Here is a 26,888-nt window from a genome sequence, read left to right on the forward strand (position 1 = left end):
GCGATCAGAAGCCGGCGCGGGCGCGAACACCCCAGGTGCGCGGCGGCTGCAAGTTTGACAGGAATACCGGGTCGTAGCGCGGCGCGCCAAAGGCACCCGCACCGGTCCGGATATGGCCATTCTCGATATTCTGGACGAAGGCCTCGACCGAATATTTCTGGTCCGGCGATGTGAAGCGGATCGACGCATCCGATCGGAAATAGGCCTTCTGCTTGTCCCAATCGGTGCCATAGGTACCACGATCGGGCATGTTTTCGGCCGGATCATTGGCGTTCACGAACGGATTGGCATCGCCGTTGAAATAGCTCAGCCAGCTCTTCGTCTCATAATGGGTGGTAAGGCGCGGGGTGATCCGGGCGCCACTTGGCAGTTCGAAGTCGTGCTCATAGCTCAGCGTTGCGGAGAAGCGCGGTGCATGGGCCAGTTCATTGCCCTTTAACTGGACGATCGAGGACAGCTTGCTGCCGTCATAAAGACGCCCGTCGACGCTCTCCAGACCCTCCAGCTTGGTCTTCTGCAGCGTGGCCGAGAAGTTCAGCCGATCATTGTCGGTCAGCGCCGCATTCATTTCCGCTTCCAGGCCATAGGCCTTGGCGCCCTTGGCATTTTGCGTGATCATCTGGCTACGGATGACATTGCCTTCATCATCGCGGAAGGTGACAGCCTGGTTCACCTGATAGCCCTTAAAATCGGAATAATAGGCGGCCAGGTTCAACGTCACGCGACGGTCGAGCATCCGGGTCTTGAGGCCGACTTCATAGTTGGTCAGCGTTTCCGGATCGGTCAGGCCGGCATTATCCTGGATATTGCCCGACTTGAAGCCGGTCGAGATGCTGGCATAACCCAGCGTGTCGGGCGCGAGGTCGGCGTCGACACGGGCGAGGTAGGTCAGCTTGTCCCACTTGCCCTTCACGTCATTGCTGGAAATCGCGTAGCCGGGCAGCAGGTTGACCAGTTCCTCGGCCGTTGCGCCGGGATAGGCGCCGAAGATCCCGCCCTGGCAGGCATCGGCTGGCAGGGTCTCGGGGCAGCTGGAGAACATGACGTTGCGGCCGCCAATATCCTCCTTTTTGTCGGAGGTGTAGCGCAGGCCGCCAGTCACGCGCAGCCAGTCGGTAGCGTGCCACACGACCTGGCCAAAGGCGGCGCGGCTGTCGATCTGGCGATTGGCCTGGATGAAGCTGCCGGCCCAGCTGAAGGTGCCGTCGCGATAGCCGTTGCGCTGGTCGATGTCGAAGCGGATCTTGTTCTTCTCATGGCTGTAATAGGCGCCCAAAATCCAGTCGATGGCGCTGTCACCAGTCGATTTCAGCTGCAATTCGTGGCTCTGGAAATCGTAGCGCGACCAGACCGTGGAGTTTTCGTTGAACGCGCCCAGCGGCAGGTCATTGCCGTCCGCATCCTGCTCGCCGGTCGGAGGCAGGGCGCCGGCGTCGGCATCCACGCGGGTGCTGCCGCCGATGCGCGACCAGCCGGCAATGTAGCTCAGCTGGAGGCCCTCTGTAACATCATAGTTCATAGCGCTGCGCACCGCGACCGAATAGCGGTCGGTGTCGGGTGCAGTGTCGCTTAGCGTCGACCAGCGCTTAGTGCCTTCTCGCGGGGTCTGGAGCAGGCCGATCACCGGCGCGCCATCGTCCCAAAAGGCTTCGGTCGACAGGTTCCAGCTGAACCGGTCGCTCGGCTGCCACAGCATCGAGACGCGGCCCGAACGCTGGTCGGCGGCATAATATTTCTTGCCCGAGGTGACGAAGGCCGACTTGTTGACGCCGGCGACATCGGGGGCGGGCTGATAATCGGCATAGCCGTCATGGCGATCGCTGACGAAGGCGACGCGGAAGGCCAGCGTGTCGGTGACCGGGATGTTGATCGCGCCGCGCACGCCTAAACGGTCGTAATTGCCCGCAGTCACTTCAACATTGCCTTCGAACTCGCCCAGCTTGGGCTTGGCCGAGATCAGGCTGAGCGCGCCGACGGTCGCGTTGCGGCCGAACAATGTGCCCTGCGGCCCGCGCAGCACTTCGACGCGCTCCATGTCATACATCAGCACCGACGCGCCCTGCGAGCGCGGCGAGTAGATGCCATCGACATAGATGGCGACTTCGGGGTCGGCGACCTCGGTATAGGCGCTGTCATTGCCGATGCCGCGCAGCGTCAGCAGCACGGCCGACTGGTCGCCCTGCTGGTTGAACTGCAGTGAGGGCACGAAGCGGGCGAGGTCGGTGACATCCTTCACGCCATTCTTGGTCAGCGTATCCTGGCTGAAGGCGGAAATCGCGATCGGTGTCGATTGCAGCGTAGTTTCGCGGCGCGTGGCGGTCACGATGATGTCGCCGCTATCATTGCCGACGGTCGCCGACTGGGGGGCGGCCGTGTCCTGCGCATGGGCAGCGGAAACGGAAAATAGGCAGGCCGCGAGCGCCGTGCTCGCGACGAGTGCATGCCTCGTCATGTCATCCTCCCGGATATTTGTTGCTTGTGCCGGCTGGATGACCGAAATCTGACATCGTTGTCAAGGTCGGATTTGACATCGATGTCAGCCGTGTGTCTTCTGCGTCACAGCGCTTTTGCCTTTGCTTCGAGGGTGCCCTAGATGCCCGTCATGACCATCGCAGCATCGTCCGATCCAGCCGGAAAATCGGCTGAAAGCATGGCCAGAACCTTGTTCTGGCTGTCGATCGGCGTGTTCTTCATCGGCGGCTTCCTCAGTGCTTCTGTCAGTCTGCTGGTGCCTCAGCTCAAGGCGATACTGGGGCTGGATTACAAGGGCGCGCTCCTGATCCAGTTGGCCTTTCACTTCAGCTATCTGCTGTTCGCGCTGCCGGCTGCGCTTGCCGTCGTTCGAGTCGGTTACATGCGAGCTATCGCCATAGGGCTGGCCGTGATGGCGGCGGGGTGCCTCGGGCTGGCGACTGCGCAGGGGCTGCGCGTCTTTGTCCTGCTGCTTGGCGCATTGTTGCTGCTGTCGGCCGGACAGACGGTGCTTCAGATCGCCTCCAACACAGTGGTGACGGTAATCGGCCCGGCCCGTGGCGCGGCCTTCCGCCTGACCTTGCTGCAGGGATATAATTCGCTCGGCACGGTGATGGGCCCATTGCTCAGCGCGCCCTTTCTGTTGTCGCGCGTCATGCCCGGCGCGCATCGGGATATCACCCCATCGCTGCCCTTTGCTGCTGCCGGCTTCATCCTGACGATCCTGGCGCTGCTCTATGTCGGGCATCGGAGCCTGCTGGTGGGCAGTGCCGTCGGCGCGCGCGACTATCTGCCGCGCGACTGGCCGCAGCTGTTCTTGGGCGTGTTGCGCAAGCGGCGGCTGCGCTGGGGTAGCGTCGCGATCTTCGTCTATGTCGGAGCGGAAGTTACGATCGGCACGCTGATGACCAACATGCTGATGCTGCCCGAACGGCTGGGCCTCGATCCGGTCAGTGCCGGGCGGCTGGTCAGCCTCTATTGGGCCGGGGCGATGGTCGGCCGCTTCGTTGGTGCCTGGCTGATGACCTGGATCAGCCAAGCAGGGCTGCTCGCCTGTGCGGCGGCAATGGCCGTGGCACTGACGATGGGTGCGGCCCTGCTGCCGGGGGCACTGGGGGCGGCGGCGCTGATCGCGGTCGGCCTGTGCAACGCGATCATGTATCCGACAATCTATGCGCTGGCCTTGCCGCGAGATCGGCAACTGGCGCCGCTGGCATCGATGTGGCTGTGCATGGCGGTGGTGGGCGGCGCGGTCGTGCCGATGCTGACCGGCGTGGTCGCCGACCGGGTCGGTCTACTCGCGGCCTTGCTTTTACCCGCAATCTGCTATGTCGGGATCGGGGGTTTCGCGATCGCCTGTGGATGGTCGCGGGAGAAGGACGCATGAGCATCGTTACGATCAAGGATGTCGCGGCCCGCGCCGGCGTGTCGCCCAAGACGGTGTCGCGCGTCATCAATGGCGAAGCGCATGTGCGCCCCGAGGTGCGCGAACAGGTACAGAAGGTGGTGGCCGAACTTGACTATCGTCCCAATGCCTTCGCGCGCAGCCTGTCCGGTTCGCGCTCCTATCTGCTGGGCCTGTTCATCGACGATCCGGTGTCGGGCTATGCCGCCGACATTCAGCATGGCGCGCTGATGCGCTGTCGCGATCGCAGCTATCATTTGGTGGTGGAACCCGTCGACCTTGGCGCGCCGGACTGGGCCGATCAGGTGCGTGACAGCATCCGCTCGCTGCGGCTGGATGGTGCGATCATCGCCCCGCCGATCTGCGATGATGCCGCACTAATGGCGGTCCTTGCCGAGGTGGGGTTGCCGACCGTTTTGGTCGCGCCCAGCAGCGCGCCGCCAGCCTCGGGCACGGTGCGCATGGACGATCGGCGCGCCGCACAGGAAATGACGCAGTATCTCCTAGACCTGGGCCATCGCCAGATCGGGTTCATCCAGGGGCCGGTCAGCCACAGCGCCTCGGCATGGCGAGAGGAAGGCTTTCGCGCGGCAATGGCGGCGGCCGGCGTTCCGGTGGAGGAGGCCTATGTGGTGCGGGGCGATTTTACCTCGCGCACCGGCCTTGAACTGGGCGAGCAGTTGCTGGCCCTGCCTCAGCCGCCTACCGCCATCTTCGCCTCCAATGACGATATGGCACTTGGCCTGCTCATCACCGCGATGAAGCGCGGCATTGCGGTGCCCCAAGCGCTGTCCATCTGTGGCTTCGACGATGCACCATCGTCGCGCGCCGCTTGGCCGCAGATCAGCACCATACGCCAGCCCAAGGCGGAAATGGCGGCGGCGGCGGTAGATATCCTGGTCGATCCCCGCTTTCGCAATCAGGTGCCTGGCGAAGGCGCGCATCTGATGCTGCCGCACGATCTAATTCGGCGGGATAGTACCGGGCCCAAGCCATCAATCTAATAGTCGCCCAGACGTGGCGCGACCGGCTTGGCAGCGCTGAAAAGGTTGCTCACTGTCAATGCAGACCGGGTAATAAACGTTGGGAAGGGCTGGTCGCTTGCCCTATTCGAGGCATGCTACAGCCGCCCTCGAGCAGGAATTAATTTAGCGAAATGGAGAGGTGGCATCCCTCGTGGGCAATCCCGCTAAATGCCAAGTTTCCGTCAAATTCGTGACGGCGAGATTCGGGATGTCGTGGCCGTGAACCAAGCAGTAGTGCTCGATCAAGGTCAGGGTTGCTCTCACGCTTGTGCCGGGCTCCCCAGGTTGAGTTTGTCCCGCTGGTCGAGCTTTCGCTGCGCGTCAGTGACCACCGCGATGAAATGGCTGATGCAAGGAACCCCGCCCTCCGTTCGCTCTTGTCGATTCAGCTTTCAAGAAGGCTCGCGGTAGCAACGTCATAATACGCATCACAGACCGCCTAAATGCTTCGCATCGCCGAGGTCACCCGACCGATCGTCGGGCAACTCGATAAACATGTCTTACGGATCGACATATTTGGTGCCCTCATGCTCAAGCTCCTATATCGCGCGCCCGGCAATGGGCGCTGGCACAAGCTTTCCTCGTCAGAATATAGCGCGACTGTTGGCCCACAAATGGGAACAACTGATCACGGCCAAGCTTCTCGCGGCGAAGCGCGCGTCGTTTCAGATGCTCGCCCCGTGCTTTATGCGAGGCCCGCTGACCTGCGGAGTGATCCTCGAACCAAGCTCCGGAGATACGCCGTGAATTTCCCCAGGCACGTGTGCGACAGCACAAGCAGCAACGATGCGCGGCGCGGGAACAACTGGACAATTTGTCGAAGAGCGGGCGCCCGATCGCTTCGGCCGGATGAATCTGGATTGCTCAAACTGATCGTCGAGGCATTCGGCAACGCTGTGATCGTTAAGGGACATCGGCGTGAACGCGGCTTCACCTTGTCGAGACATAGCGCCCAATGCGCTGTGGGTGAGAACGAGAGGAGAGATAACTGGCGGCGGCCTCAAGCCGCCGCCAATTGAACAATTTATCCCGTCGGCTCGGCGGATTGTGCGGCCTTGCTTGCAGCCGCAGTACTTGCTCGCCGTCCCTGGCGAGTGCGAACAGTTTTGGCGCTGGACGGTTCGACCTTGTCGGTATGTTTCGGACTGGTTGAACGTCGGGCTGCCTTGGCTGGCTTCGCTTCTTCGGCGGCAGGGAGCTGCGGCTGGGGTTCTGCATCCACCGGGGGCACGACCTTGGCCGGCATTGCCATATCTTCGGCGGAAGATTTACCGGCGTCGCCGCTCACAGCGATCGAGAGGCGTTTGCGGGGCTTGGCCGGCGGCACGGCCGCGCTTGCGGCTGGAAGTGGTGACTCTATGGCCTCGACCATTGTTGCTTTCCCCTTTTTGGGCTGCTTTGCCTTCACAGCAGAACTGTCTGCCTGCTGGACGGTTGCCTTTTTCGCAGATTTGCGGCTAATTGCCGGGGCATTTTTCTTGGCGCCGGATTTTGCGGGGGCTTTTGTAACTGTGGTTGCAACGGCATCTGCTGATTGAGCTTCCAGCTCGGCGACGGGTGTTGCTGGTCCCGCATCGGCTTCGCTTGCACCCTGTACTCGTCGACCAAGGCCCAGTCGAGCAGCTACCGCGCGTCGCTGAGCTGAATAGGCCGGAGCAACCATGGGATAGTTGGCCGGCAATTTATAGCGTTCCCGATATTCGGCCGGGGTCAGGCCATTAGCGCTAAGGTGGCGAGTCAATGTCTTGTAAGGCTTGCCATCGATCATGCTGAGAATATGCTCAGGAGAGGCGAGGCTTTTGCGTGCAGACACTGCGCCCACATGGGAGGGAGCGTCAGGCGTGTCGGGTTTGGTTTTCAGGTCGTCGAACAGTGCTGCCCGCGTTGCCCTGATGAGCTCGGGAAGATTTTCGCTAGCTACATTGTTATTGGAAACGAATGCGCTCAGCAATTGCACCGTAAGCGAAGTGATATCCGTCTGATTATCGTCAGTCATATGCGCAAGCCCGTTTTCGTAGTGTGACAAGCCCAATTGAGGAACTTCGCGTCCCTTGTAAACGACTTACTGTCAAATTCACTTCAAAGCGAAGTGAAAATTTGCAGATATGCATGACACATGTGGCTCCGACCCGAAACCAGCCGCTCGTCGTTTAGGATTGGCAAAGCCTTTTGGCACGGAGCATATCGGTTGGCGGCCGTTAAGCTCATGGCGATCACATTGATTTATCCCTATAGCGAGCATCTATCGCGACGGTTGACTGTGTTTGCAGACCGGCTCAAATACTTGCTGTCTCTCGAAACCAGATAGTTTGGGCAGGCTGAGGTGCCCCGTCCAAAGCTTTGGAAAGATGATGGTTAAGAGGTCGGCGCTTGCAAACTGGGTGCAAGTCTGGGCCGACTAAATAGCCGCATTGGTTGGCTGCCGCTTCAGCAAAGTCTCAGGTTGCAACGGCCCACTTGCTGCGGACGGAGATCCGCCCGCTAAGCCAACGGGAGCCGAAATGACTTCGACGGATGCCTTCACCTGTCGATATCGATTTTCCTATTCTTACCTGGAAGCTCCGCACCGCTCAGTCGTCGCTCGCTGAAAAAAGGCGGACGCTCAGTCCTTTCATGAATGAAGGGCCTGTCTGCCCCCTCCGATGTGCCCGCCACATTATGGAATGGTCGTATGGATAGATGTCCACACGCAAGTGACACGCGCCAATTAAGCGGCGACTTGCGATTAAACGTCGCGCCGATCCGATAATGTCTTGAGCAGTGCGGTCGCGGAGACGATCTGGATATCAGCGCCCGATAGGCGACGAGCTTCGGCCTTCTTGAAGGCGGCGTCATAACGCACATAGCCAAATGGCTCGTCGGCTGCGACAACCAACATAGTCGTCGTTGCGCCGACTGATGCCATGATCCGGCCACCATTGGCGGCGATCAGTTGCGCCAGGCTCCCGTTGAGGGTTTCTCCCAGAATAGCAATGCGCTGACCTTTCAGTGTGCCGTCGGCGGCGGGTGGGGGCGGTGCCGATGCGCGTTTTCTCGGCTGAGGCGCCAGCCAGTCTGATAACTGCAAACCGGTATGGTCAATCGCTTTCACGACGATCATGCCTGCCGCGCGCGCGTCGCTGAGCGCATCATGATGCTTGAGCGGGATACCCAGGTGTTTCGCAACGACATTGAGCCGATGGCTGGGGAGCTCGGGCCAGGCGCGCTTGGCAACTCGGACGCTATCAAGCCAGGTTGTCTGGAGCATTGCGCGATCATGGATGCGGCAGGCTGCTGCGAGGGCGCCCTTGTCAAAATAGGAATGGGCCACGGTCGTGCGGCCATTCAGATGGGCTTGAAGGATGTCGTAAATGTCAGTGAAACAGGGTTGGCCCAGCACGTGGCTGGCAGCAATCCCGTGAATCCGCGTGTTGAAGCTGCTGAAATGGTCCTGCGGATCAACAAGGGTCTCATACTCAAACGTGACAGCGCCATTGCGAAAGCCAACAATTCCGATCTGGCAGATGCTGCTGACACGCGAACATGCCGTCTCAACATCGAGGACTACGAACTCTGGTTCTTCGGTATCGCCACTTCGTGCATTTGCCGCGGCGTTGGCAGAGTGGTTTGCGCGAAGGGGCTGGAACATATCGTGACAATACGCGGCGCTGATAGAGTTGCACAAGGCCCTTGGCGGGCAATCTTCAATGCGCATTGGCCTTTTATGAGCCATGCGGACATCGATAAAGATCGGCTGTCCAACATAACCTTATGCTTTGGCAGGCGAGAAGCAGGGCGATGGCACAAGATCAGCGGGTTCGTCCCTGCAGAATGGTCAAACACGTTTCGGATCGCCGGAGAAATCGCACGGCATATGGCACGAATTATGGAAACCGATATCGCCCCGCATACATCAGGCACATGAATATCGGTTCATACTTCCGCCTTGAAGGTATGCTTGTTGCGGGCGCGACAAGCCTGTACGTCCAGGCTCGCGATGGCGCTTTCTGGGAGATCGGAAAGCTCAAGGATGTCGGGCATCTGCTGCAAAGTAATGTTGTTGTCGAGGGCATTCGGACAGGCGCTCAAAGCGTGGCAGTAAATTGGATCGAGGCCATCAGGCCTATCCAGCATGCGATGAGTAGCATTGGCATGTAGGGACAGGAATTTTGCCTGCGGGCCGCGCCCTGCCGGTGGCGGCGATCTGCAGCAGCTGTTACAGAAATGACGCGCAGCGACCCGCTTCTGCTGATCAGCGCGCCGCTCTTGCACGCGGGAGCCGAAAGGGAGAGCCTATCGCCTACCAAATTTTCCTTCAAAGCTCATGGTCGTGACCGAGGGATACAAGAATTTCCCGGCGTAGCGCTTGCAACGCCGGCGCATCGCGATGTCGCGGATAGGAGGCATTGACGCGAATTTCGCGAACGATGCGCGCAGGGCGCGGACTGAAAATGATGATGCGCTCGGCTAGCAGAAGCGCTTCCTCCACATCATGGGTCACGAGCAAAGTTGTAAATCGGGCGTCCTGCCACAGCCTCACCAGTTCTGCCTGCAACGTCATTCTGGTCAATGAATCGAGCTTGCCCAGCGGCTCGTCGAGTAGCAGCAGGCGAGGATTGTTGACGAGTACCCTCGCTAGCGCGGCACGCTGCGCCATGCCGCCTGACAATTCGTTCGGAAGAGCGGTTGCGAAGTCGCGCAGGCCGACCAGATCGAGCGCCTGGTCGATCCTCTCCTGCGAACCTTTTACCTGTCCAGTCGCTTCCAACCCTAGCGCTACATTCTGCCGCACGGTACGCCACGGATATAAAGTGGGATCCTGAAAGACGAGAAGTCGTGACGGGGCGGGACCAACGATCCGCACCTTGTCCGCTCCGACCTTTCCAGCACGCGGTGCATCGAGGCCGGCGATCAGTCGTAACAAGGTGGACTTGCCGCAACCGCTGGGCCCAAGCAAGGCAACGAATTCGCCGGGTGCGACGTCGAGCGTTACATCCTCCAGGACATCGAGCCGACCATCCTTGGTGTCGAACCAGTGCCCCACGCTACGGGTCTGGATCGACAGGCCCAAGTCAAAGGCGGCGTCCAATGTCGTTACCATCGCACAATGCCTTTCTGCCAGGCGAGCACCCGGTCACGCACATGGAAGAGCAGGCTGATTAGTCCCGAAAAGAGCAGCGCCATTACGATCAGCGCGCCATAGAGATTGGCATAGGCCGCCCACCCTTGCGCCCATTGGAGATACCAGCCCAGGCCCGCCTTCACCCCCATCATTTCGGCTATGATCAAGACGGCGAATGACGAGCCCAAGCCCATGAACAAGCCGACGAATACGTTGGGCAAGGCAGCGGGCACGGCGACTTTGAGAATCAGGAAGCGTTCCGATCCACCCAATGTGCGTGCGATATCATAATATGCTGAATTGACGCCCTTCACTCCCGACGCCGTCAGCACCGCTACGGGAAAGAAGGTCGCAAGGCCGACTAGGAAGGTGCTTGCACTGTGCGAGCCGGGAAAGAAAAAGAAGGCGATGGGAAGCCACGCCGTGGCAGGCAAGGGCCCGACGAAGCGCAGGATTGGATGCCCCCAATAGTTGGCCGCCTTTGACCAGCCGATTGAAGCGCCCGTTACAAAGCCAAGTGCACCGCCAATCACATAACCGGGGATCAAAAGCGCCAGCGATCGCCAGACGCTTTCAAACAACCTTGCCGCATCATCGGTGTATACCTCGAGTATCGATTGCGGAGGCGGGAAGAAGGGAAGCGGCAGCAGGCCGATCTTAGCCGTGAGCACCTGCCATAGCGCCAGGATCGCGGCGAGCGCGCCGAACCAGCGGTCATAAGGGTAGATCGCCGAAAGCCGGGGGCCGCCCAGCAGCGCTACGCCCGCCAATAGCAAGGCAACGCCAGTCTCCAGCAAAGCTAGCAATTCCGTACGTGGCCAAGGTGTCAGGTCCGGCCACGCCCAGGTGAGCACCGCAGTCAGTGCCCATGCTCCCGCGGCCGCCAACCCACCTTTCCATGGGGCCGCCAGTGCGAATGCCGGCCCGTTGCCCCTGATGCCACCAAGCGAAGCGAAGCGATCTGTTTGCGCTATGCTGTTCATATTGCCTCCTCAGGCATCCAGCGTATCGACGACCTGCGACGCGAAGACGTCAGGCACGATATTGGGTTTCATCACGCCGACATCGCGCAGTTCACCTGCATAAAGTGCGACCTCGCGGTGCAGGTCGCGGCCGACGGGATGATGATTATGGGTCTGGGTGTGCAACACCGCGACCAGATCCTCGACGCTGGCCTTGGCATAGGGTGCAAAGACCTTCGCAACTGCCTCCGGCCGGACCGAGCACAGCGATGCCGCTGCCACCAGCGATTTGGACAGGGCAACAGCGGACTTACGGTCGTCCCGGATCAGCGAGCCACTGGCTCCCAACACACAGCATACGCGGTTGTCCCAAGGCTTGGACAGGTTCGAGAGGACCTCCACCAAATCCCCGCCCGACTCCTTCTGGAGGACGTAGGCAATGGGATCGGAATCGACGAAAGCGTGGATTTCGCCCTTGGTGGCAGCCTGCGACAAGAGCGGGGCTGGGAAGGCCTTCCATTCCACATCGCGATTGGGATCGAGGCCATTATGCTTCAGCAGCACGGCCAAAGCATTGCGGCCTGCGCCGGAGATGTCCGACAGGCCGATTGCCTTGCCCTTCAGGCTTGCAATGTCATCGGTCACGCCCTGTCGGCGCGATCCCAGCACACGTATGCAGCCGCCATGCGTGCCTGCGATCAGCTTGACGTCGAAGCCCTGTTCCAGAGGCTTTATCCAGCGAAGGATCATACCGACTCCGGCATCCGCCTTGCCGGTGGAGATCGCTTCCAGCAGCTGGTCGGTCGAGCCGGAGAAATTCAGCAGGTCGACGTCCAGGCCGAACTGGTCATAAATGCCATATTCCTTGGCAAGCAGCGCTGGGGCGAGGCAGATCGCATTAGCATTCCAGGCGAGCGTCAATTTGCGCTGGCCCTTTGCATTGTGCGGCAATTCCTTTGGCCCAAGCGCCGCATATCCTGCTGCTCCAGCAACCCCCGCAGCCGCCGCTCCACCGATGAGAAGGTTGCGTCGACTTATCGGGGCGGATCGGGAGCTAGGCTCCGGTTCGGCTATGTCGTCATATTCGGACTTGTCGGTCATGCTGCGCGCCAGATGTTGTGAAGAGATTCACGGCGTAGCGGTCAATATCACGGTACAGTCATTCATTTTTCTTATAGATATCGTCAAAAAATCAATCCATAATCTTGCCACAAATTTCGATAAAATATCGGAATATATAAACAGATATTTTCCTGTATTCGAAGTATCAATAAGTAAAATTAGTTTGGTTCATATCACTTAAAATTTGTTGTCGATCGACATGGTCGAACCTTAGCCCGTCCTCCTCGCAAAAACATATCGGGGGACTGACGATGCTACCGGATAATGTCACCGGACGTCGCACTGCGCGCTATTCAGGATTGATGACAGCTTCGGCCAAGGCGCTGGCCATAGCCTGCCTATTCGCTGGCACTGCCCATGCTCAGCCTTCCAGTCCGCAAGCAGCAGACGAGGAAGCTCTCGACCAGGGCTTAGGCCAGATCGTCGTCACAGCTTCCAAGCGCTCGGAAAATATCCAGAAGACCCCGATCGCGGTCACCGCCGTAGGTGCGGACGGGATCAACCAGCTCAAGATTTCTGACTTTCGCGATCTGGCCGGGCGCGTGCCCAGCCTTCTCGCGCCGCGGCGCTCCACCGCCTACACCACCCAAACCTATTCGATCCGCGGCATCGGCGAGATCGACACCTACCCCGAGCCGACCGTCGCCGTCTATGTGGACGACGTCTATCTCGCCCGTACGGTGGGGTCGCTTTACGACACGCCGGACCTGGAGCGGGTGGAAGTTCTACGCGGACCGCAAGGCACGCTCTATGGCCGCAACTCAAGTGCCGGCGCGATCCGTTTCATCACGAAGGATCCGACTGCCGACAGGGAAATTTTCGTTGGCGCTACCTATGGCAGCTTCGACAATCTGGATCTGCGTCTGCGCGTCAATGGCGCCATCCTGCCAGACAACAAACTGAATGGTGCCTTCTCGATCATCCGGCGCAAGCGCGACGGCTGGCAATATAGCGTGCCGCTCAACAAGCATGTGAACGACATCGACCTGCTGGTCCTGCGCGGCAAGCTGAAGTCGGAGCTGACCGACCGCCTCACATTGACCTTGTCGGCCGACGGCATGTTCGATCGCTCGACGCAAAGCTATTACACCCCGGTCAACCAGCCCAATGGCGTACCTTCGGGCAAGAAAACCGATCCCGACCTGACCTGGGCTGACACGCCCCCTTACAACTCGACCGAAGCTTTCGGCGCATCGCTGACGGCGGCCTATGAGCTCGACAATCATCTGACGCTCAAATCCGTGACTGCCTGGCGTGGGCTCGAGGGGCCGATCTATTATGACAATGACGGCGTCATCGCGATCAAAGGCGACAGCTATGCAGGCTTTAGCCAGCGACAGGTAACGCAGGAATTCAATCTGAACGGCGAATATGATCGTCTCAATTTCGTCGCCGGCCTCTATTTCTTCTACGAGAAATTCTTCAATAACCGCCTCAATCAGGCAACCGCATCAACCACCGATGATATCGGCTCTGTTTCCCGTATCCGCAACACGCTGCGGACCTGGAGCTACGCCGCTTTCGGGCAGCTCAACTATAAGGTGACGGATGGCCTGACTGCGACAGTGGGCGCGCGCTACACGGTCGACCGGCGCAAATATGTCTCCTTCGTTGGAAACAGTGTGGGCGTGCAGCTGCATAATCCGGTCGAGTGGAATTTCGATCCCGACGTCTATGAAGCGCAATATGGGCCATATCAGTCGACCTTCACGGCGCGACCGGACCCGAAGAATTTCTCGAACTTCACGCCGAAGCTGGGTCTGCAATATCAGTGGACACCCGATATCTTCCAATATGCCTCCTATTCCAAAGGCTTCAAGAGCGGCAGTTTCGACCTGCGCAGCGCGAGCCTGCTGGGATCGACCGTCCCGTTCGAACCGCAGGTCATCACCACTTATGAGACGGGCCTCAAGACTCGCTTCCTAAGCGATCGGGTCGTTGCCAATGTGGCAGTCTATTATAACGACATCAGCGATTTCCAGGTCCGAGCTACGTCTCCCGCCACGCCGACCCTGCCCGCCTTCAACGGCGTGCTCAACGCCGGCGATGGCGTGTCGAAGGGGGTAGAGTTGGAACTGTCGATCGCCCCGATCGACGGGCTGCGTATCGACACCAGCGGCTCCTATACCAAGACCCGTTACAAGAGCTTCACCGCTTCCCTTCCCGCCAATGTCGCGGGGCGGACCACGCTGCTTGGCCTCGAATTTCCGTTGGCGCCCAAATGGCAGTCGTCTGTCGCGGTCAACTATACGCTGCCGATCGATACACCTGGCAAATGGCGGATCGGCGCGGACGCCCAATATGAATCACGCCGCTTTATCGACATCTACAATACCGAGCAGACCAAGGTTCGCGCCCAGACATTCGTAAATGGCACCATCAACTATGCCGGCGAGGACGGGAGCTGGAACGCAGGCGTCAACGTCAAGAACATATTCGACCTTCGCCGGGGACAGGCAGGCGGATACTCGCCCAACAATGCTGGGTCGCAGGTCAATTATTATCGCGCCTACAACGAACCGCGCACGGTCAACATCTTCATCAACAAGACATTCTGAGAAGGGGCAGGGCATGTATCGTTCCATCATCCCGATCGGTCTGTCGTTGCTGGCGGCCGCTGCTGGCGCGCAGCCGGCGCACGACACCCCTGCCGCTCTGGCCGAGGCCGCCAAGGCGCGCGCCGTCGCTGGCGACGACCTGAAGGACCCGCTCTTCCTGTGCGAGCCTCATGGTGGCGGGGTCGTGCGACAAGCGCTGGAAATGGGCAGCAAGCAATGGCTTGAGCCCGCCAGGCTGTTCGACAATCTCTATTATGTCGGCAATGGCTTCGTGGGCGTCTTTGTCCTCAAGACGAGCGAGGGGTTGGTCCTGTTCGACGCATCGCAAAGCGAGGCGGAGGCGCGTGATCACATCGTGCCCGGCCTGCAAAAGCTGGGGCTTGATCCAGCCACCATCCGCTATGTCATCGTCACCCATGGCCATTATGACCATTTTGGAGGCGCCGCCTGGTTGCAGAAGACCTATGGCGCGCGGATCGCACTCAGTGCAGCAGACTGGCAGTTGCTTGAAAAGACGCCAGCCGACGCGATCGAGCGGAGCGGGACCGAATTGCCCCGGCGCGACATCGTCATCACCGATGGCCAGCAGCTTATACTCGGTGATACCAAAATTGCCCTGTACGTGACGCCTGGTCACACGCCAGGCGTCGTGTCGGCGATTGTGCCCGTGCTCGCTCAAGGCAAGCGGTATAATCTGTCGTTGCTGGGAAGCACCGCTTTCCCCGCATCGATCGAGCCGACGGAAAAAGTGGGCGGATTGAAAGCCTATGACGCTTCGGTCCTACGCTTCGCGAAGATCAGCCGCGCAGCATCAGCACAGGGGATACTCAATACCCATGTCTTCGCCGACGGCACGCGTGGGAGAATCGAAGCGCTCTCTGCCACGCCGGACGAGCCGAACCCGTTCCTCAAGGGCTCGCGATTTGTGGGCCGCTACTATCAGATTCTCCATCACTGCCTGCTCGCCGCGCAACTACGGCCGCAGGCGGACAATGTCTGGCTTCCCAAATAGGCGACAAGCGAGCGAAAGGACGGATCATGGACCTGAAACTCAAGGGCAAGCGTGCACTCGTGACCGGCGGCAGCCGGGGGATCGGGAAGGCGATCGCACGTGCGCTCGCGCAGGAGGGCGTGCGCGTCCTCCTGTCCTCGCGGGATGGTTCAGCCGCCACTGCTGCGGCAGAGGAACTAGCGCGCGATACCGGTAGTGAGGTACATACATTCGTCGCTGACACGCGCGATGATGCACAGGTCGATGCTCTGGTCGCCCACGCAGTGGAACAATTGGGCGGCCTCGACGTCGTGGTGAACAATGCAGCCCGCCCCGGTGCGCAACCGCAGGTGCCCGGCGTCGCAGGTGTTGCATCCGACTATCTGCTGGACGAACTCAATACCAAACTGGTTGGCTATCTGCGCGTCGCGCGGGCGGCCGCACCCCATCTTGTGGCTAATGGCTGGGGACGGATCATCAACATCAGCGGTCTTGCAGCGCGCCAGACGGGCACTATTCCCGGATCGACGCGCAATGTGGCGATTGCAGCGCTGACCAAGGGCCTCGCCGACGAGCTGGGGCCTAAAGGTGTCAATGTCACCGTCGTCCACCCGGGCGCTACCAGGACCGAAAGAACCGCAGATGCCATTGCGCATAAGGCGGCGGCGGACGGCATCAGCCAGGATGCCGCCGAGAAGATTCTGTTTGGTCAATCTCTCATCGGCCGCATCGTCGAAGCGGAGGAAGTGGCAGCGGTCGTCACTTTTCTCGCATCCCCGCTGAGCGTCGCCATCAATGGCGACGCCATAGCGGCTGGCGGAGGCAGCCCCCGTACCATCCATTATTGAGCGATGGTTCAGCGCTGGCTTCGTTCGCACGCGGCGCAATTCGTCGGCAGCGGCTCCAAGCGCTAAGAGGTAAACGTTCCGTTCGACGACACTGTCGGCCTCTTCTATTTACGCCTCCCAGTGAACATCGAGAAATTACAATAAGGCGCTGCTTGCAAGGGGAGGCCTACAGACGCGAAAGGCGGCCTTCCTATAAAGGGGTGGCGAATGGAGATGATGACCGGCACGGCTGCAAAACAGGCCGACGCTCACCTTGTCCCGTTGCCATCTCTGCATCCGATGGCACCATTGATCGTGGGATCTGCCCTGCTGATGCAAGGGATAGATGGTACCGCCATCACTGTTGCGCTGCCGGCTATGGCTGATGCACTGGGAACAAGCCTTCTACAGATGAATCTGGGGGTAAGCGCCTATCTCCTTAGTATAGCAGTCTTCATCCCGGCCAGTGGATGGATCGGGGATCGGTTCGGAGCCCGTACCAGCTTCTGTTGGGCCATCGCCCTGTTCGTCCTGGCCTCACTCTTTTGTGGTCTTGCCACAAACTTGTCGCAATTTATCGTTGCGCGCGTCGCCCAGGGCGTGGGTGGGGCAATGATGGCACCGGTCGGGCGATTGATGATGCTGCGCGCCGTGCCGCGGCGCGATTATGTTCGGGCAATCTCTCTCTACACGGCGCCAGCGCTGTTGGGGCCGGTGTTGGGCGCGCCGCTGGGTGGGCTGATCGTGGAGCTATCGTCCTGGCACTGGATTTTCTTCATCAACATCCCCTTGGGCGTGATCGGCATCGCGGCCACCCTGCATTACGTGCCGGATTTGCGCAGTCCCCATCCAGGGCCTTTTGATCTGCCCGGCTTTTTGCTCCTTGGGGCCGGTGCATCATGCGGAACGCTAGCATTGGCAGGCATTCCAGGCGCGATGGATCGGCTGGTGGTCGCAATGTTCGCAATCACCAGCCTCCTCACCCTGGCTCTGGCCATCCATCATGCACGGCGTGCGAAGCACCCGCTGATTGACCTCAGTCTGCTCAAAGTGCGGAGTTTTCGCGTTGTCATGCAAAGTGGCACATTGTGGCGGATCACGGTTGCCGGACTTCCCGTGCTGCTTGCCTTGCTGCTTCAGGTCGGTTTTGGTCTTGGCCCGCTCGCCAGCGGGCTCATTCTGTTTGCAAGCGGTGTGGGCGCTCTGATGATGAAAGTGGTCGCGGGCACCATATTGCATCGTTTTGGCTTTCGTCGAGTGATGATTGGAAATGCGCTGATCGCTGGCATTTTCGGCTGCAGCTATGCTCTGTTCGATGGGACATCCCCTTTGTGGTTACTGGTGCCGGTTCTATTTCTGGGCGGCGTATCGCGCTCTCTTCAATATACTGGTCTCGGGGCGCTGGCATTTGCTGATCTTCCCGACGCAAGCATGGGACGAGGCAGCGCCTTCGCGAGCATGTCGCAGGAACTCGCGCAAAGTCTGGGTGTGAGTCTGGCGGCCTTCCTCATTCAACTCAGCATGCTTGCGCGACATGGCGATGAGGTCGCTGCCACCGATGTGCGTATCGCATTAGCATTGCTAGGGATCTTGAGCCTGGCGACAACACTCGGCTTTCGCAAGCTAAAGGAAGATGACGGCGCCTCAATCCGGCGTATCCCAGGTTTGTAGCACAATGCTAATGTATTGCGGCACCACCTCATCGCCAGGTAGATTGATAGCACTCGATCCCGTGTTTTTTGCAACCATATTGTGGGTAACGCTTGCATCACACGGGCAGACAAGTTGCGCGTAGCACTTGGATCGCCTCCAGGTCGTGGCCCACGAGGATTATATTATATAAAATGTTTCTCTCGAGAGCGATGACAATGGGAACGCAGGACTATAGAAGGCGCGCTCCGATATATCTGAAAGGGACGCGTGGAAATGCCCGAGCAAGACGAAACCAAAGAGCATCTGATCACCCTTACCGCCGATATTGTAGCGGCGCACGTCAGCAACAATTCAGTTGCTGTAAGCGATCTGGCTGCTCTGATTGCAAATGTTCACGGCGCACTCGCCGGTCTTGCGGTTCCTGCGGAGCCAGCGGCGGAGCCGTTGCATCCTGCAGTTTCCATCCGATCCTCGGTAAAGCCCGATTACATCGTCTGTCTTGAAGATGGCAGGAAGTTGAAGATGCTAAAGCGCCATCTCATGAGCCAATATCAGATGACGCCGGAAGATTATCGCGCCAAGTGGGGACTTCCCGCCGATTATCCGATGACCGCACCTAACTATACTGCACAGCGCAAGGCATTGGCGGTCAAGATCGGCTTGGGACGCAAGCCGGGCCAAGGAAACAATGCGGCTGCGTCGAAAGCGAATGCCGCCAAGGGGCGGACCAAGAAGACTGGCGTGAACGCAGGGGCCGAATAAACAAAAAGGCCCGCCCGGCTGAGCTGAGCGGGCCAGTTAAAAGGCTCGAAGCCTTCGGGTCGCGCACTCTCGCTATCCTCACGCTACCGATTCGCATTGTATGAATCAGACATAGGGAAGAATATTTCCGCTACGGAAAGCCTGCGAACAAGCCGGCGCGATTTCGCACGTCGAGCTATCGCAAAGGCAGGCGTCGTCGTTCGTGCTGGCTTGAGTCAAAGGCGAGGGATCAGCGCGGCGCCATCCGGCTATCCCCAACATCATCTCGGGGAACGACATGTGGATCCACAATATGTCATCCAACTGGGTTCGATTCATGTCTGCGCGGCCGGAGTGCAATCGGGCTGCGGCGCAATCGAACGCGTTCCATCCGAAGGTCGATTTGACCGCTGTATCGTTGACGTCATTCAAGATGCAGCGGTCAAGATTGCGATCGGTTTGGAGGTGTCAAAAATCGATGCTGCCGGTCAACCCGAAGTAGCGGTCATTATCGCGCGGCACAAATCGGGATAGCCCGGCAACTGCGCCATAAGCTAGGAAGGTCGAATAATGTTTGTCCGCGATATTCTTGACGATCCCGCGCAAGCTCCAGCGATGTCCATCCTTGTCACCAACCAGCGCGATTGAAGCGTTCCAGATGCCATAGCCCGCCTGAATGGTGTCGGGCGTTTGCGTGATCGAATATTGGGTCTTGGACTTGTAACTATAATCAGTATTGAGCTCGAGACCGAGCGTATCGCTGAGCGGAGCGGTGTAGGTGATATCCCCGTGAAGTTTCCACTTGGGCGCATAGGGGAGCGGTTGCCCGTTGAAATCGGTGCAGGTGGCGCCGGCCGGGCAGTTGAACTCGTCAATCTTGGCATCCGTATACGCAATGTTGAAGCCGATGTTGAGCGGATCGATCGGGCGGAAGGAGAAATCGCCTTCCACGCCCCGCGAAGATACGTCGCCAGCGTTGGTAAGGCGGGTCACCAGGGCGCCCTGGAAACTATCCTGGAAGTTCGTCTGATAACCGTGGAACTTGGTGATATAGGCCGCGATGCTGGCCTGCAGCCGATGATCGAAGGCGGACCCCTTCAGGCCAATCTCATAGCTGTTCGAGGTTTCCGGATCGAGCGGCTCGACCGCATTTTGCGGCATGTTGAAGAAGACATTATAGGCCTGCCCCTTATAACCGCGCGACCAGGTCGCGTAGACCTGGGCGTCGCTCGAAAGGTCATATTGGAGACCAAGGCGGGCGGTATAGTCGGTCTTCGACGTGCTGCCCTTGTTCGCGATCGAGGCGGCGATGCCGGGCACGCCGGCTGCTGGCGCATCGGACACGCGCGCGTGGTAGAATTGCAGTTCGTCCTGGATGATACGGCCGCCGACGATGCCGCGGAACGACGGGGTGAAGTTGATATTCGCCTCGCCATAAGCCGCGAAATTGTCGGACTCGATACCATAGTTGGCGACGCCATAATTGGCGACAGTGGCCCCGTTGATCAGGCGGGTGATGTCGCGACGATAGATCTCGTCCGTCTTGGCCTTGAGGAAATAAAGTCCCACGACATAATCAATCAGACCGCCCTTGGCGGAGGTGTAGCGCAACTCCTGGCTGATCTGACTGCTGTCAACGCTGCCATGATCCTCGCCCTGTGTCAGAGAGGTGGTGGCGCCAGGCGCGGTCAACAGGCTGAAGCCGTCCCAATCCTGATGCTGTTTGTTTTTCCATTCGCGATAGGCGGTGATCGAAGTCAGGGTCGCGTCGCCAATTTCGATGTCCGCCTGAACCGATCCGCCATAATTTTTATCGCGCACGTCGCTGTCGAAATTTGTCGCGACGGTTCTGTTGTCGCGCGACGCGGTCACTCCTTCAGCAGCGAGGATCGCAGCGAGCGAAGGATTGGGTGTGACGCTGCCGGTTGGATAGGCAACCCGGTCAGTGCTCGCAAAGACCCCCGTTGGCACATCCTCATGACCCCACAGATAATCCGCGTTGAAGGTCAGCGTCACCGTCTCGGACGGCTTGGCGATCAGCTTGGCACGGCCACCGCGCCGCTTGTAGCCGTTGGCCTCATCGTCTGTGACAATATTCCTGACATTGCCATCATAGCCCGCGATGAGGCCGGTGACCGAGAAAAGCAGCTTGTCCGGGATGATCGCGCCTGAAACGCCAGCGCGGAAGCGATATTCATCGCCTTCGAAATAGGAAGCCTGGGCCGACAGGTGGAAGTCGTTGGTGGGCGTCTTGCTGACAATGTTGATAACGCCGGCAGACGCATTCTTTCCGAACAATGTACCCTGGGGACCGCGCAGCACCTCGATCCGATCTATGTCGACGAGGTCAAGCGTCGACTGACCCGGGCGCGTAAGCACCACGCCGTCGACCACAGTGGAGACAGAAGGCTCTACTCCGGGCGAAGTGGTGATCGTACCGACACCGCGAATGAAGACGGTACGGTCCTTGTTTGATGCCCCGGCACGGAAGTCCACGGTCGGGACGATCTGGGCGATATCCTGCAGATTGTTGATATTTTTCTGAGCGAGCGCATCGCCTTTCAAAGCGGTGATGGCGATCGGTACGTCCTGGATGGATTCAGCCCGGAAGCGCGCGGTGACAACGATCTCGTTCGGGTCGCTTTGTTCAGCGGGCTCCTGTGCCATAGCGATACCGGGAAAAGCGGCAGCCGAGAGAAGCAACAGGCGATGGGCGACGAAACGAGACATGGGGAGCTCCCTGATATTCAACTTTATCAGTAGACAATTAGCGCTGCTTGAGGATGGGGTGCAAAAAAGAAAAACTATGCCGTCCCTAAACGGCTCCAGGATGGCCTAGCGAGCCAGGAATTTCAGCAGTTCTTCGGGAAAGGGAGCGAGTGAAGCCCTGTCGTCCCGCCTCAATATCTGTCGCTCGCCAGCGTCCCGGGGAAGCGGCATGTCGAGCCCGCCAGTTGCTTCCAGCCGGTCAAACAGAGACTGGTTTAGCCTCTCTGCGATGGCGTGATGACCCGGGCTGAAGATCAGGTTGCGGCTTTCGAGCGGATCATCCTGAAGATCGTACAATTCGTCTATGTCCCAGATTCCATGATAACGGACATATTTATAGCGATCCTCGCGGATGGCATGGACCGTCGGCGTCTGGGGAAAATTGCGTTCCCAATAATATTCGTAGAGCAGGGCGTCTCGCCAAGCGACCTGCTCGCCTCTCATCAGCGGCAACAGGCTGCGCCCTTCCATCCACGCGGGCGGTTCCAGCCCTGCCACCTCCAACATGGTGGGTGCGATGTCGAGATTGGCCACAACTTCATCCACTTTCCGGCCGGCGCCAAACAGCGCTGGACAACGGGCAATCATCGGGATGCGCATCGATTCTTCATAGGCGCAGCGCTTGTCGATCAGGCCATGCTCACCGAACAGGAAGCCATTGTCGCTCATGTAAAGGATCAGCGTATCATCGAGCTCGCCGCGCTGCTCCAGATGGTTCATGATCCGGCCCATTCCCTCGTCGACCGATAGATAGGTCTCCATATAGCGCTTGTAATAGTCGCCGATGTCGAGATCATCATGATAGGCAAAATCGACGCCATGCCAGCTATTGCGCTGGTTCTCGACCCACATTGGCCGACCTTGCGCGCCTGGCGCCATCGTCTCGGGATAGCGGAAGGTGGCATCCCTATAGCGGCCCTCATGGCGCGGCGCGGGATAGAATTCGGCGTGCACTGCCTTGTGCGCCAGAAACAGCATGAAAGGCTTTTCACGAGTTCGACTTTCCAGCCAGTCGAGCGCATAGTCATTGAGCTGATCGGTCAGATAACCATCTTGCTCGACCCTGGCGCCATCAAGATTGAGCCCATCGCCATTAGGCCAATAATCGCCCTGCCCCTTGAAGCTTACCCAGCGATCGAAGCCGGGTTGAGGATCATCGCCTTCGAGCCCCATATGCCATTTGCCGATGAAGGCGGTCTCATATCCGTTTGCCTGGAGATATTCGGGGAAAAAGACCAGCCCCGGCGCAATCGGATGATTATTGTCCACCACGCGATGCTGATGGGCGTAAAGGCCGGTGAAGATGGTAGCGCGGCTGGGCGAGCAGAGCGCTGTCGTGACAAAGGCGTTGCGAAAATGAACGCCTTCGCGCGCGATCCGGTCGGTGACCGGCGTTTCGATAAAATCCTGCGGCTTAAGGAACCCCATCGCATCGTAACGATGATCGTCGGTCAGGACGATGATGATGTTGCGCGGCTTGCCATCCGCCTTTTTCGGCAGCGTCAAATCCTTCGTCCGGGTGTTGAAGGCAGGCTCAGCTGCTTCCCCATCTGCAGGCCAGGAAAAGGCTGCATAGGATTGGCCCTGTCCACGGGCCGCGAGTAGGACGCGCTGTTTTTCGTCACTCATGGGATTTCTCTCCGCAATTGGGGCAGGCGTGGCAGGAGCAACTGGATCCAGCCGATGCCGAGGAGATAGGAAATGGATGCGAACAGGAAGAGCGGCAGATAGCCAAGCCCCGTCGCCAGAGTCAGGCCCGCGATCTTGGCGATGGCCATGCCGCCCAGATTGCCGCAAAAGGCGCCGAAGCTGGTGACGCGCCCGACCTTGGCCTGCGGCGTCACATCGGCGATGAGGGCGAAGAGGTTGGTGGAGAAACCCTGATGGGCTGCGAGGGTCAGGGCCAGGATTGCGACCGCCCCCCAATAATATTGCATCTGTAGCGCAAGAGGCACCGGCAGGACCAAGAGGGCCGATACGAGCAACACGCCCTTGCGCACGCGGTTCAGGTCATGGCCGCGCGCCAGCAGTCGCGCTGGCACCAGCCCGCCGACCAGCGATCCGACCGCCGCACCCCCATAGGCAACGGCTAGCGGCGGGCCCAGATCGACTCCGGACAGGCCGAACTGTCGGTTGAAGAAATCCGGCATCCAGAACAGAAGCAGCCACCAGGTCGCATCCGAGAATATCTTGGCGACGGCGATTGCCCAAGTTCGCCGATCCTTGAGAATTGTGCCATAGTCAGGTGCTGCGGCTTGTTGAGAGGGCATCTCGGTTTGAGTCGCGCCGAAATTGATCCGTCTGGTCGCGAGCAGCCAGAGTGCCGCCCAGGCAAGGCCGATCAGGCCGGCCGCGATGAAGGTGCCGCGCCAGCCCCAGATAATGGCCAGGACAGGAATTGCCAGCGGCGCAAGGACGGCGCCAAGGCTGTTAGCTGCATTTCCGAGCCCGAAGCCAGCCGATCGCAGCGAGGGCGGAAAGATCGTCGCGATCGTCTTGATGCCGGTGGGCGTACCCATCGCTTCGGTCGCACCCAGTGATACCCGGCAGAGGATGAACTGGACGATGCTGTGCGCCCAGCCATGAGCGATGGCAGCGATGCTCCAGGCTGCGACGCCCAGGGGATTGGCCCATTTGACGCCGATCCGGTCCGCAATCCAGCCGGTGAAGAGAAACGCGAAGGCGGCCGCGCCCTGAAACCATGCGGCCAGCGTGCCATAATCATTGTCGGTCCAGCCCAGATCCTGCGCTATGATTGGCTTGAGTACCGAAATAATCTGGCGATCCACGAGGTTGAGGATACCCGCAGTCACGACCAGGCCGAACAGCAGCCAACGGGTGCGGCCGGTAATAGCCGACACGGCAATCTTTTCCTTAATGGTCATCCGAAACTGACCCGTTCTCCGTCGCGCAGGAAGGCGATGGCATTGCGGCGTAGATGACCATTCGCGTTGAGGAGTGGTCGAGATGTATATTGGGCGAGATAAACGCGACGCGGATAGGCGGTGAGGTTGGCGCCAGTCGCATGCAGCAACAGGCTGGAGAAGGCGACGATGCTGCCAGCGGGGACCGTCAGCGCCAGTCCTTCATTCTCTACCACGACACCGAGATCAGCGGTTGCTATTTGCCGTTCGTGGGTGAGCAGGCCTTTATGATGGCTGCCTGGAATGACCCGTACTGTCCCGTTTTCAATCGTGGCATCGTCCAGCGTGCACCAGCAGGTGAGATACGGCAAGTGATCGGCCGGGCCGCCGTTGCCGGCGACATAGCCGCTGTCCTGATGCCAGGAAAAGGCCGTGCCCTTTCCCGGGCCTTTGACGACATACTGATCCATGAAGAAATAAGCGTCCGGCCCCAGGGTGGCGCGGCAAATGTCGGCCATCAACGGGGAAAACAGCATCTCTCGCAGGACGGGCTGTTCGCGTTGGCACTCATTGGCGAAGTAGCGCGTGCCACGATGGCTAAGGCCCAGATTGTCGGTACCGGCCGCATCCATGCGGGCATCTTCCCGGGCGATGAAAGCGGCGCATTGATTGCGTAGCAGATCGAGCAACGGTCCTTCGAGTGCCCGCTTGAACACCGCGTAGCCCTGCTCGCGGAAAGACCTGGATTGGGCGTCGAAAATCATGGCCTCTTGCTCGCACGCAGCGAAACAGGAGGCAATGATATTATTTCTATCTCTTCAGTAGACTTTTCTGTCGCTCATTGATCAGAGCGTGAGCGGGGCATGATCCAAACGCGGCAGCACATGACGGGCGAACAAATCCGCCTCCGCTGCATGGGGGTAGCCGGACAGGATGAACGCCTCGACCCCTTCGGCCTGATAGGCTCGGAGCTTGGCCAGGACCTGATCGGGATCGCCGACGATTGCCGCGCCGCAGCCCGACCGAGCGCGGCCGATGCCGGTCCATAGATTATCCTCGACATAGCCTTCATTCCCCGCCGCCTCGCGAAGTTCGGCCTGACGGCGCACGCCGGCGGATTGCGAGTCGAGCGAACGCGCGCGAATCGCCGCCCCCTCGCGATCGTCCAGGCGCGACAGCAGCCGGTCGGCCGCTGCGCGCGCCTCCTCTTCGGTTTCACGCACCACCACATGCACCCGATAGCCGAACCGCAACATGCGGCCATGCCTGGCCGCTCGGGCGCGCATATCTGCGAGCACCTCGCGCACCGCCGGAATCGTATCGGGCCACATCAAATAAACGTCAGCTGATTGCGCTGCGGCTTCGCGCGCGGCTTGCGACAGGCCCCCAAAATAGAGAGCCGGGGCCTGGCCGCCAAGAGCGATACGCGGCGGATCGAGCTTGAGCTTCCAGAAATCGCCCTGATGGTCGAGCGGCTGGCCGTTCAGCAGGATGCGCAGTATGTGCATTGCTTCGACCGTGCGCGCGTAACGCGGCTCGCTGGCCAGCGTTTCGCCCGGCAGGTCGCTGGAGATGATATTGATCGCCAGCCGGCCGCCCGCTATCTGATTGATGGTCGCGATCTGGCGGGCCAGCTGGGGCGGCCAGCTTTCTCCGACGCGTACAGCCATCAACAGTTTGATACGTCGGGTCAGCGTCGCGATTGCGGCAGCAAAAGCGGTGGTGTCGATCCCCAGAGCGTAGCCCGATGGCAGCAGCACATTGTCGAAGCCGCCGCTCTCGGCGGCCATCACGATATCACGGCAATGCTCCCAGCTCGATTTCAACTGCGGGTCGGGCACGCCGAGAAACTCATAGTCATCATCGCAAAGGGCGGAAAACCACGCGATCTCGCACGGATTGGTCATGGCAGCCTTTCTCCCAGCGATGCTTCAAGTACCCCATACCATTGGGCACGGGTCCATTCGACTTTGAACGCATCAATGCTGCGGGCGATACGATCAGGCGACTGGCTGCCGACGATAGGGATCGGGCGCACGGGATGCGCCATGATCCAGGACAGGGCGGTGGCGGTGATATCGACGCCATAGCGCGCGCCTTGATTTGCGAGCATCACAGCGGCCGGGTGCAGGGCCTTGGCAAGGCGACCACCACCCAAAGGCGACCAGGCCAGAACCGCCATGTCGCGCGCCATCGCCTGATCGAGCGTGCCGTCATGGAGCGGCGCCGTGCGCAGCGCGGAAAATTCGGGCTGGGTGCTGACGATCGGCAGGTCGAGAAAGCTCTGGAGCGCATCGAGTTCGTGAATCGCATAGTTGGACACGCCGATCGCGCGCACCTTGCCGGCTTCGACCATGCGGGTCAGGCTGGCGGCGACTTCCTGCGGATGGGTCAGGAA

The 26,888-nt window shown here is 59.7% G+C and carries 20 protein-coding genes; 8 read left to right on the top strand and 12 right to left on the bottom strand.

Annotated elements, in window-relative coordinates:
- Positions 1 to 4: 4 nt before the first annotated feature.
- A complete protein-coding gene (locus JQK15_RS22880) occupies positions 5 to 2,452 on the bottom strand; it encodes a TonB-dependent receptor (protein ID WP_214868303.1) in 2,448 nt (815 codons plus the stop codon).
- A gap of 198 nt (positions 2,453 to 2,650) precedes the next feature.
- On the opposite strand from JQK15_RS22880, the gene JQK15_RS22885 reads away from it, so the two are divergent.
- Both JQK15_RS22885 and JQK15_RS22890 read left to right on the top strand, forming a co-directional pair.
- Positions 2,651 to 3,859 (top strand): MFS transporter, encoded by a 1,209-nt coding sequence (locus JQK15_RS22885; RefSeq protein ID WP_251007982.1) that lies wholly within the window; start codon positions 2,651 to 2,653, stop codon positions 3,857 to 3,859.
- Positions 3,856 to 4,881 carry a LacI family DNA-binding transcriptional regulator gene (locus tag JQK15_RS22890; protein WP_214868308.1) on the top strand — a complete coding sequence of 342 codons (1,026 nt, stop codon included), beginning with the start codon at positions 3,856 to 3,858 and terminating at the stop codon, positions 4,879 to 4,881. The genes JQK15_RS22885 and JQK15_RS22890 overlap by 4 nt, the downstream gene beginning before the upstream one ends.
- A gap of 1,045 nt (positions 4,882 to 5,926) precedes the next feature.
- Here the strand turns inward: JQK15_RS22890 and JQK15_RS22895 are convergent.
- A complete protein-coding gene (locus JQK15_RS22895; RefSeq protein ID WP_214868310.1) occupies positions 5,927 to 6,898 on the bottom strand; it encodes a Ros/MucR family transcriptional regulator in 972 nt (323 codons plus the stop codon).
- A gap of 729 nt (positions 6,899 to 7,627) precedes the next feature.
- Entirely contained in the window at positions 7,628 to 8,614 is a 987-nt protein-coding gene (locus JQK15_RS22900) for an exonuclease domain-containing protein (RefSeq protein ID WP_353047257.1), read from the bottom strand.
- Between the two features lie 221 nt (positions 8,615 to 8,835).
- On the opposite strand from JQK15_RS22900, the gene JQK15_RS27560 reads away from it, so the two are divergent.
- Positions 8,836 to 9,039, top strand: coding sequence for a DUF5818 domain-containing protein (locus tag JQK15_RS27560; protein WP_353047259.1), 204 nt, complete (start codon positions 8,836 to 8,838; stop codon positions 9,037 to 9,039).
- Between the two features lie 157 nt (positions 9,040 to 9,196).
- Here JQK15_RS27560 and JQK15_RS22910 read toward each other — a convergent pair whose 3' ends face one another.
- The 3 genes from JQK15_RS22910 to JQK15_RS22920 are packed head-to-tail and all read right to left on the bottom strand — an operon-like array spanning position 9,197 to position 12,066.
- Complete coding sequence (locus JQK15_RS22910; RefSeq protein ID WP_214868314.1) at positions 9,197 to 9,982, bottom strand: ABC transporter ATP-binding protein; 786 nt, start codon at positions 9,980 to 9,982, stop codon at positions 9,197 to 9,199.
- Positions 9,976 to 10,986: an ABC transporter permease gene (locus tag JQK15_RS22915; protein WP_214868315.1), complete on the bottom strand. Its 1,011-nt coding sequence runs from the start codon at positions 10,984 to 10,986 to the stop codon at positions 9,976 to 9,978. Before JQK15_RS22915 ends, JQK15_RS22910 begins: the two co-directional genes overlap by 7 nt.
- 9 nt (positions 10,987 to 10,995) lie before the next feature.
- Positions 10,996 to 12,066, bottom strand: a complete 1,071-nt coding sequence (locus JQK15_RS22920) for an ABC transporter substrate-binding protein (RefSeq protein WP_214868317.1) — start codon at positions 12,064 to 12,066, stop codon at positions 10,996 to 10,998.
- A gap of 323 nt (positions 12,067 to 12,389) precedes the next feature.
- On the opposite strand from JQK15_RS22920, the gene JQK15_RS22925 reads away from it, so the two are divergent.
- The 5 genes from JQK15_RS22925 to JQK15_RS22945 all read left to right on the top strand — a co-directional run bounded on the left by JQK15_RS22925 (position 12,390) and on the right by JQK15_RS22945 (position 18,878).
- Positions 12,390 to 14,645 carry a TonB-dependent receptor gene (locus JQK15_RS22925; RefSeq protein ID WP_214868319.1) on the top strand — a complete coding sequence of 752 codons (2,256 nt, stop codon included), beginning with the start codon at positions 12,390 to 12,392 and terminating at the stop codon, positions 14,643 to 14,645.
- Between the two features lie 13 nt (positions 14,646 to 14,658).
- On the top strand, positions 14,659 to 15,657 hold the full coding sequence (locus JQK15_RS22930; protein ID WP_214868325.1) for an MBL fold metallo-hydrolase: 999 nt from the start codon (positions 14,659 to 14,661) through the stop codon (positions 15,655 to 15,657).
- 26 nt (positions 15,658 to 15,683) lie between these two features.
- The gene (locus tag JQK15_RS22935; protein WP_214868327.1) at positions 15,684 to 16,484 is read left to right on the top strand and encodes an SDR family NAD(P)-dependent oxidoreductase; all 801 of its coding nucleotides are present in this window, start codon (positions 15,684 to 15,686) and stop codon (positions 16,482 to 16,484) included.
- A 207-nt stretch (positions 16,485 to 16,691) separates the two neighbouring features.
- A complete protein-coding gene (locus JQK15_RS22940; RefSeq protein WP_214868336.1) occupies positions 16,692 to 18,134 on the top strand; it encodes an MFS transporter in 1,443 nt (480 codons plus the stop codon).
- A 255-nt stretch (positions 18,135 to 18,389) separates the two neighbouring features.
- Positions 18,390 to 18,878 (top strand): Ros/MucR family transcriptional regulator, encoded by a 489-nt coding sequence (locus JQK15_RS22945; protein WP_214868343.1) that lies wholly within the window; start codon positions 18,390 to 18,392, stop codon positions 18,876 to 18,878.
- Positions 18,879 to 19,325: 447 nt separating this feature from the next.
- On the opposite strand, the gene JQK15_RS22950 is transcribed toward JQK15_RS22945, so the two are convergent.
- The 6 genes from JQK15_RS22950 to JQK15_RS22975 all read right to left on the bottom strand — a co-directional run.
- The gene (locus JQK15_RS22950; protein ID WP_214868345.1) at positions 19,326 to 21,587 is read right to left on the bottom strand and encodes a TonB-dependent receptor; all 2,262 of its coding nucleotides are present in this window, start codon (positions 21,585 to 21,587) and stop codon (positions 19,326 to 19,328) included.
- Positions 21,588 to 21,692: 105 nt separating this feature from the next.
- Positions 21,693 to 23,132 carry a sulfatase family protein gene (locus tag JQK15_RS22955; RefSeq protein WP_214868346.1) on the bottom strand — a complete coding sequence of 480 codons (1,440 nt, stop codon included), beginning with the start codon at positions 23,130 to 23,132 and terminating at the stop codon, positions 21,693 to 21,695.
- Between the two features lie 119 nt (positions 23,133 to 23,251).
- Positions 23,252 to 24,511 carry an MFS transporter gene (locus JQK15_RS22960; RefSeq protein WP_214868348.1) on the bottom strand — a complete coding sequence of 420 codons (1,260 nt, stop codon included), beginning with the start codon at positions 24,509 to 24,511 and terminating at the stop codon, positions 23,252 to 23,254.
- On the bottom strand, positions 24,508 to 25,254 hold the full coding sequence (locus JQK15_RS22965; RefSeq protein ID WP_214868351.1) for a phytanoyl-CoA dioxygenase family protein: 747 nt from the start codon (positions 25,252 to 25,254) through the stop codon (positions 24,508 to 24,510). The genes JQK15_RS22960 and JQK15_RS22965 overlap by 4 nt, the downstream gene beginning before the upstream one ends.
- A gap of 81 nt (positions 25,255 to 25,335) precedes the next feature.
- On the bottom strand, positions 25,336 to 26,397 hold the full coding sequence (locus tag JQK15_RS22970; RefSeq protein WP_214868352.1) for an LLM class flavin-dependent oxidoreductase: 1,062 nt from the start codon (positions 26,395 to 26,397) through the stop codon (positions 25,336 to 25,338).
- Positions 26,394 to 26,888 (bottom strand): aldo/keto reductase (locus tag JQK15_RS22975; RefSeq protein WP_214868354.1); only part of this gene is annotated, 495 nt, incomplete at its 5' end. The genes JQK15_RS22970 and JQK15_RS22975, both read right to left, overlap by 4 nt.

The organism is Sphingobium sp. BHU LFT2, from assembly GCF_018604485.1.
GTDB lineage: Bacteria > Pseudomonadota > Alphaproteobacteria > Sphingomonadales > Sphingomonadaceae > Sphingobium > Sphingobium yanoikuyae_A.

Excerpts from the sequence above, each read along its gene's own strand:
- JQK15_RS22885 (WP_251007982.1), top strand. The coding sequence starts at position 2,651 with ATGGCCAGAACCTTGTTCTGGCTGTCGATCGGCGTGTTCTTCATCGGC.
- JQK15_RS22900 (WP_353047257.1), bottom strand. The coding sequence starts at position 8,614 with ATGGCTCATAAAAGGCCAATGCGCATTGAAGATTGCCCGCCAAGGGCC.
- JQK15_RS22950 (WP_214868345.1), bottom strand. The coding sequence starts at position 21,587 with ATGTCTCGTTTCGTCGCCCATCGCCTGTTGCTTCTCTCGGCTGCCGCT.
- JQK15_RS22915 (WP_214868315.1), bottom strand. The coding sequence starts at position 10,986 with ATGAACAGCATAGCGCAAACAGATCGCTTCGCTTCGCTTGGTGGCATC.
- JQK15_RS27560 (WP_353047259.1), top strand. The coding sequence starts at position 8,836 with ATGCTTGTTGCGGGCGCGACAAGCCTGTACGTCCAGGCTCGCGATGGC.
- JQK15_RS22890 (WP_214868308.1), top strand. The coding sequence starts at position 3,856 with ATGAGCATCGTTACGATCAAGGATGTCGCGGCCCGCGCCGGCGTGTCG.
- JQK15_RS22930 (WP_214868325.1), top strand. The coding sequence starts at position 14,659 with ATGTATCGTTCCATCATCCCGATCGGTCTGTCGTTGCTGGCGGCCGCT.
- JQK15_RS22925 (WP_214868319.1), top strand. The coding sequence starts at position 12,390 with ATGACAGCTTCGGCCAAGGCGCTGGCCATAGCCTGCCTATTCGCTGGC.
- JQK15_RS22970 (WP_214868352.1), bottom strand. The coding sequence starts at position 26,397 with ATGACCAATCCGTGCGAGATCGCGTGGTTTTCCGCCCTTTGCGATGAT.
- JQK15_RS22965 (WP_214868351.1), bottom strand. The coding sequence starts at position 25,254 with ATGATTTTCGACGCCCAATCCAGGTCTTTCCGCGAGCAGGGCTACGCG.
- JQK15_RS22920 (WP_214868317.1), bottom strand. The coding sequence starts at position 12,066 with ATGACCGACAAGTCCGAATATGACGACATAGCCGAACCGGAGCCTAGC.
- JQK15_RS22895 (WP_214868310.1), bottom strand. The coding sequence starts at position 6,898 with ATGACTGACGATAATCAGACGGATATCACTTCGCTTACGGTGCAATTG.
- JQK15_RS22880 (WP_214868303.1), bottom strand. The coding sequence starts at position 2,452 with ATGACGAGGCATGCACTCGTCGCGAGCACGGCGCTCGCGGCCTGCCTA.
- JQK15_RS22960 (WP_214868348.1), bottom strand. The coding sequence starts at position 24,511 with ATGACCATTAAGGAAAAGATTGCCGTGTCGGCTATTACCGGCCGCACC.
- JQK15_RS22910 (WP_214868314.1), bottom strand. The coding sequence starts at position 9,982 with ATGGTAACGACATTGGACGCCGCCTTTGACTTGGGCCTGTCGATCCAG.
- JQK15_RS22945 (WP_214868343.1), top strand. The coding sequence starts at position 18,390 with ATGCCCGAGCAAGACGAAACCAAAGAGCATCTGATCACCCTTACCGCC.
- JQK15_RS22940 (WP_214868336.1), top strand. The coding sequence starts at position 16,692 with ATGGAGATGATGACCGGCACGGCTGCAAAACAGGCCGACGCTCACCTT.
- JQK15_RS22935 (WP_214868327.1), top strand. The coding sequence starts at position 15,684 with ATGGACCTGAAACTCAAGGGCAAGCGTGCACTCGTGACCGGCGGCAGC.